The organism is Treponema sp. R6D11 (assembly GCF_054786075.1).
The window spans coordinates 1-6,610 of record NZ_BDHD01000099.1 but is presented as its reverse complement, the minus strand read 5'-3'; the positions used below and the strand labels follow the sequence as shown (position 1 = coordinate 6,610).

Genomic DNA, 6,610 nt, shown 5'->3' with positions numbered 1-6,610 from the left:
CCATCTTTACGGGATCAACAGGGGAGTTGAAACGGATGTCAAGAATTATATTCCCATGTTCGGTGATGACAGGCCCTATTTTACGCAACGCCTCCCTAAGTATAACATTTGCGCCTAGTTTTTCAAATGCCTTTGTAGCCTGAACCCTGGCGTCTGGAACAACCTCCACGGGAACGGGGAAACCCGTCCCTAGGCTTTGCACGATTTTGGACTCGTCCACAGTAACTGCGAATAACGCGGAGGAATATGCGGCTATCTTTTCGATTAACATCGCCCCTCCCCCACCCTTAATCAGGCGGTTTTGCGGATCAACCTCGTCGGCTCCGTCTATGGTAAGGTCAAGCCCGCTTGCAAGCTCTTTTGAGTTCAACGAGTAAACGGGTATCCCTAATTTTTCACACTCAATTTCAGTTTGAAAACTGGTGGCAAAGGCGCTGATGTCCCGTAACGTCCCGTTCGCCAAAAGTTCGCCTACCCTACGTACCGCGTGAATGGCGGTAGACCCCGTGCCAAGACCGAGCTTCATGCTACTTTTTACAAGCGCGTCTACCGCCGCTTTTCCGGCGGCTTCTTTCATTATTCTGCCCGAATCTTGTTCCATGTACTTGCCTCCACTATATTGATAACCCTCGATAAAAGCTGGGGGGGAATTTCCTTTCCCATAATTTGTTTGTATTGATGGCCGGCCTGATTTGTTACCATATTGTAACCGTTGATGGTTCTGCAGCCCGCGGCCGCAGCGCGAGTTAATAACGGCGTTTGCGCGGGATAGTAAACCAAATCCATCACGATTTCTTTGCCGGTAAAAGAATAAAGCTCAAGCGGATCGGAAGCTTCGTATCCTCCCATTCCGACCGACGTCGCCTGTATGATAATGTCCCGGTATTTTTCTATTAATTCAATCCCGTGTTCGTCCAACCCACCCCAGCGGAAATTGTACATCGACGCGATGTCTTTCGCCTTGTGAATGGTACGGTTTAAAATTAGGGCTTTGCCGCCCATACGAAAAACTTCGGCGGCGACGGCGCGCGCGACTCCGCCCGCCCCGACAATTGTAACCTTTTTCCATTTAAGATTATTTTTGCCCAAGAATGCCAGTATTGAAGCCGAAAAACTGGTACAGTCGGTGTTATCGCCAAACCAGCCGTCGGGGGAACGAAACATGAAATTACAGGCCCCGATAGAGTGGACTACGGCCGAACGCCTTGTAAGCGCGGGCAAAACCGCTTCCTTGTAAGGTACCGTAACCGAAAGCCCCTGAACTCCCAATTCTTCGGCAATCTCCAAAACATCATGAACCGAGTCCGCCGGTAACGGCACATATACAGCGTCTGTATTTTCAAAACCGAATGTCAAATTAAAAATCCATGTGCTTATGCTTGCCATTAACGGGAAACCCGTAACCCCGTAAATTTTTGTTTTTTTTGTGATGTTGCGGAAACGGAATAATTCGTTTAATTCTTTAACATCAATCTGCCATGTCGCCCCGGGAACTTCATTTTCAGATAACGCGCTTGAATAGGTAAGGAGAGAGCCGAATTTTTCGCAGAGGAGCCGCGAATAAATGCCCAGATGCCCCATGCACAGAATAATTTTATCATGAATCGCGCAGTCTTTCGCCGCGCGGAAAACTTTAACGACATCGCTTGTGGTATTGGCTTTTAAGGCCATTTTAACAATTTCATCCCCGGTACGCAGCATGGAATTAAGCTTTGCGGGAATGTCGTCAATTAATCCTTCCGTATTATGATACGAGCGGATTATTTTTGTTCCGAAAGTTCTCGCGGCTTCTTCAAGGCTTGGCACTTCAAGGTCTTCTTCAATATCAACGTATGCGAAATTTTTTCTTCTGTCCACTTCCGCAAAGGCTAAGCCGTTCGCAAGCAACCTTATCCTTGAACCTTCCCCGCCCGTATAATACCCGCCGTCCGAGTCGCGCCTGATTGTAAGAATAACGGGCAATCCCGCAAGTTCCGGGAAACTGCGTATGTAAAGGCGCTCATCGGCGTTAAGGCAGTCCACGCGCAATTCGGCAATGTCCGTATACTTCCGGTATTTTTCTAGAATTTCCAGATTTTTTTGAAGGGTTTTTGCGGTTAGACACAAGCAGATTTTTGCCAAAACTGTCCTCCTTAAAAGTCCGGCCGGTAAATATAAATAGCGGCGACGCGCCCCGCGCCGTTAATGTTCACCCTGAACATCAGCGGCCAGTCCTTGCCGGCTACGGACATAAGCAGATGATCCCCCCTGTCCTGCGCCTTCGCGCCCAAAACAAGCGCCGCCGCCTGTTTCTGGTCGCCCGAATTAATCCCAAGCGCGGCAGAAAGTTTTACCTGCCAAATCCTGTCCTTAACAATGAAAAAATCCGCTCCGGCATACTGGAAAACAACATCGTCCTGCCAGACCTCGTTTCCCCTGACCGCAAAAACCGCCGTCGGCGCCCCAAACCGCTCCACAAGCTCAGCCACCTTCATGCCGACAAGGGAAAAAGGGTCTTGGCTTTGGCCAACCTGTTCCTGCGGCCACAGCGGAAGAGCGAAAAATATCAATAACGGTAAAAACAGCCCTCGCTTCATGGTAATTATATTCATAATAACCAATTGAGGGCTTTATGAACAAGTATCTTAAGACGTGATTTTTCTGAGGGTACGGAGAACATAAACCATTGTAAAACTGAGAATTATTATTGCGACCAGAACAAAAGCTTCAAACAGCATATTTAACCTCCTAATAACCATTTCAAAATAATATCAATTAATGAAATTATACCAAGAATTCCAACAAAAGCGCAAGCATTATCGAATATCTGTTCTATTTTCGTTTTTCTGCTTTGCTTTATTAGTTCCAAAATTTCACAAATATTTTCATTTATTTTCTTTAGTTCATCAACAACCGCTTTCATGGCTTCACCCCCGATATAGTCCATGTTTTCCCGCTGACGCGCAAAATCCCGCCGGAAGAAACCCACACGTTAAAACCGGGACGGACAGGGAAAGACGGCGTTTCACCTTCATCAAAAAACAACGGCTCGCCAAACGGGGAAGTTCCGTACCAAGGGCCGCAAGCAACGGGAACGGACAAAGAGCCTGCGCCTTCGGGGACAAGACGGCGGCGGTCAAAACTCGCGCTTATTGTTTTTTGCGCTACGGTACGCCAGTCTACAAGCCAGGGGTCTTTACGGACTTCTTCGTTTAATGTTTCATCATTTAAAAGTTCCCTAAAACGAGACCAGTCAAAATTGGCGGGAATTTTCACGTCTTTCTGCCCGTCGCAGGCAAGGGCAAGTTCCCAATAAAAGACCGTATCGACCCCGGCTTTCCAAGTTAAATTGAGCCGACCGCCGTCCGCGTCGAAGGGGAACAAAGCCCCGGCGGGTTTGAAGACTCCGGCGGGCAGGTTGTGTTCCGGCCAATAGGGCCAGGCGGTAACGGGATTCGCCCATGTGACGGGGATCTCAATTTCCAAGCGGGCGCCGGGTAAAATATCCGCTATCCGCTTGTTGCCGTTTTTGTCCAGCCATTCCAGCCGCCAGTGGGGCTCGCCGAGCAGGGACACCCACTCTTCCGGCGCGGACGGCGGGGCCACAGTGTACGACGAAAGAAGCAAATCCCTGCAACAGGCAAAAAGCAGGGAAAGGATCAGCGCCGGAAACAGAAAAATAACTAACTTCATACAGTATATACGGTGCGGACATGCGTTTTTGCATTACTTTAGCGGAAAAAATGTAGTAAATAATTAAAAATAAGCCTATATCAAGCCGATTTTTAAGGCTTTTCTTGAATTTTCTATATATTTATATAATAATTAATGTATGGCAGATACCCCTCAAACACAAGTAGCCTCCTATATTGCGACCATGCAAGAAGTCCTTGGCGCCAGGAAGGACTGGCTGGAAAGGGAAGAAATGCAAAAACTCAAGGACGAACTGAGGAACTTCCACACTTCTTACGCCTCTTTATATAATATCTATTTAAAGAAAAAACTGATAGACGAAGACCCTTACAAGCAGGAAACAAAAATAACCGAGCTGGAAGTGCCGGACGCGACTCCGTACAACGAAGCTAAAAAGGTGGAACAGCTGTCGATAAGGCTGTCCAATTATGACAACCAACTGGACTATTTAACCAATTTTTACCAATTAGGCATAGATTTCCTCAATCTGGACAGGATTAAACGGATTGTGGGGCTTGTCCGCTACATAGACTGGGTAGCCTTGTCGCCGGACAGCCAGAGCCTTATGACCAAGGCGGTCGCGGAAATATCGATGAGTTCAAAAGCCGGAGTCGATCAAATAACATTGAGCATAATCGCCGAAAGCCTTTCGAGGCTGTCCAAGACTACGGCGTCGTCCATGGCAATATTGAAGAACCTTAGCATCTACTACAGGGAATATTATAAACTTGAAGTACGCCAAAAAATAACAAAAGACATGTCCCCGGGCGAGGCCACCCCTGAAAACATCAAGAAAAAAATGCCTTCGGCAATGCCCGGCTCGCCCTTTTATAAAGAATTAATCGAAGAACTTATCAAGGAAGACTACTCCAAAAACGGCCAGGACATGAGGGACATGGTTCTAAACACCTTAAAAGTCCCCGTAACCAAGCAAAAAGCGGTAAAAGCCCCCGTAAATTTCAAAAACATCCTTTTGGACGGCATTCAGGTAATCGGCGGCGCTTCAACCTCCCTCTCGGAAATACTGTCCAAACTTGATGAAAATCAAGCCATAATGGAAAGTTATAAAAAAAGCCTGATGCAGGTAATCAAGGAGCTTATCAGGCAGATTACAAACGCCGAACCGGAAGAAGTCGTCTATACAGTGGAATATCTGGATCAAACCAAGGATTTGCCGGTAAAAGAAAAGGTTTATTTCTTTAAATTCAGGGACGAACTGGAAAAAAAGATAAAATTCCTGACCAGTTTAATGAAAGGTCCGGCTTACCATAAACTGTCGCAGATGACGGAAGAGCAGATTATTGGCTATTTGGAAAAAAATATCGCCGAAATGCAAAATTACCACAAAATCTTAAGCGCCCTTGACGACTATTTCAAGGCAAAAGTGTCGGAAGAAAACCGAAGCAAGATAAAAGGTATAAAACCTGAACTTTCGGCGTTAAAAAACTCCTATGTAAAAGCCAACCAGCTTCGCTTTGATTACAGCGCCCCCGCACCCCCGCCAAATAGCAATTATTTCCTTGTTTTATCTTCCATAATGTTAAAAATTTACCGATAATAGATGATAGCAGGAAGAAATGTTGTCTACTTTCAAAAAACCGGCTCTAGTGCTAGTTATCTCATGCATCCTCTTTGCCGGAATTGTCTATTTGCTTGATTTTGAGCCTCTGGACTTTGTAAGGACTCATTTTTATAACCCTTCTTTTGTTAATTCCGTCGTTAAAGAAAACGAAAAAGCCGCTGAAATTGTCCAAACATTCTTTTTAGATCTGGAAAACAAATTTGCCGACACATTGAATGAACCGGCGGTAAAAAGCAGTTTCCTTTACAACCAAACCGCGGCCGACATTTACGAGCGTTCAAGGGTATTCGGGATACTGGTGGAATCCGTCAGCGGGCTTCAGTCGGTGCAATTTGTGGACAGCAACGGCGTAAGGCTCCACTACTCCACATCGAACCGCGACGTAATCAGCATTAGTGCTAATTCCGCCACCTACCGAAATTATACGGACGACAGCAGAGTCCTGCCTTACGACGACATAAGCGTAAAGGCGAATGAAAAATCTAAATATACCATGGACGACACAAACGACAGAATAATTTTTTCATATCCTTTTTATGATTCCATGGACGTTTACAGGGGAACCGCCCTTTTTTATCTTTCGGCTAGGGCGGTTGCGGAAAAACTTATCACCGAAGGCATCTTGAAACCTGCCGACGACGTATCGGTTATCAGGGATCCCAGAGGGATTGTTTTCGGAAGCCCAAGTACGTCAAAAGCCGTTCTTTTGGGAAAAATATCTTCCGCATGGAACGCGGATTTTCAGGAATATGTCACGTTCGACGCGGAAGATTCCGGCGTCAGGTACGCGCTTATCTCGACAAAAACCGGCAACAACCTGTATTTCGGGCGCATAATAAACGATTCAATCTTCGCGATTCCCGCTTCCATGAAATTTATTTTTCATTTTTCAATGTTTCTTACGATATTCCTTGTCGTGTTTTTTCTTGTTAATTTTAAGCCGCATCCTTTAACGCTGGTACAGAACAGGATTAACACGCTCAGGACGAATCTTTTTGAACAGTTGTACATAAAAAAAACAGGGCAGGACAGGGCAAAATGGATACTGGAACTTGAACAGCGCAGGGACGAAATTCGTTTTGAGCTAAAACACGGCCTTAGCATAAACCGCAAACTGGAAAAAGAAGTAGACGGCATAATTGACAAGGCATGGGACGAACTGTTAGCTGTCATGAAGTCGGGCTACGACCTCGCCTCGCTGGAAGAGATTGTCAAAAACCGCGCCGTAAGGATAGAAAAACCGAAAGCAGAGGCCAGGACGGCGGATGTCGTGGCAAAATCTGATACGGATGACATCGCGGAAATTGAAGAGATTGAAGAAGTCGCGCCGGAATTCGATGAAGCGGCTGAAGATGA

General features: G+C 46.2%; 7 protein-coding genes. 2 read left to right on the top strand and 5 right to left on the bottom strand.

Going from position 1 to position 6,610, the window contains the following annotated elements:
- From rpiA to ACYVTD_RS08735, 5 genes are all read right to left on the bottom strand, one after another.
- The coding region (gene rpiA / locus ACYVTD_RS08755; RefSeq protein ID WP_461247396.1) for a ribose 5-phosphate isomerase A at positions 1-601 on the bottom strand (601 nt) is incomplete at its 3' end.
- The gene (locus ACYVTD_RS08750; protein WP_461247395.1) at positions 577-2,121 is read right to left on the bottom strand and encodes a type I 3-dehydroquinate dehydratase; all 1,545 of its coding nucleotides are present in this window, start codon (positions 2,119-2,121) and stop codon (positions 577-579) included. The genes ACYVTD_RS08750 and rpiA, both read right to left, overlap by 25 nt.
- A gap of 11 nt (positions 2,122-2,132) precedes the next feature.
- Positions 2,133-2,591: a hypothetical protein gene (locus tag ACYVTD_RS08745; protein WP_461247394.1), complete on the bottom strand. Its 459-nt coding sequence runs from the start codon at positions 2,589-2,591 to the stop codon at positions 2,133-2,135.
- A gap of 128 nt (positions 2,592-2,719) precedes the next feature.
- A complete protein-coding gene (locus ACYVTD_RS08740) occupies positions 2,720-2,902 on the bottom strand; it encodes a hypothetical protein (protein ID WP_461247393.1) in 183 nt (60 codons plus the stop codon).
- Positions 2,899-3,672 carry a hypothetical protein gene (locus tag ACYVTD_RS08735; protein WP_461247392.1) on the bottom strand — a complete coding sequence of 258 codons (774 nt, stop codon included), beginning with the start codon at positions 3,670-3,672 and terminating at the stop codon, positions 2,899-2,901. Before ACYVTD_RS08735 ends, ACYVTD_RS08740 begins: the two co-directional genes overlap by 4 nt.
- A 139-nt stretch (positions 3,673-3,811) precedes the next feature.
- Between ACYVTD_RS08735 and ACYVTD_RS08730 the strand changes: the two genes are divergently transcribed.
- Positions 3,812-5,230 carry a hypothetical protein gene (locus ACYVTD_RS08730; RefSeq protein ID WP_461247391.1) on the top strand — a complete coding sequence of 473 codons (1,419 nt, stop codon included), beginning with the start codon at positions 3,812-3,814 and terminating at the stop codon, positions 5,228-5,230.
- Between the two features lie 19 nt (positions 5,231-5,249).
- Positions 5,250-6,610, top strand: a 1,361-nt coding sequence (locus ACYVTD_RS08725; RefSeq protein WP_461247390.1) for a hypothetical protein, incomplete at its 3' end; no start/stop codon positions are given.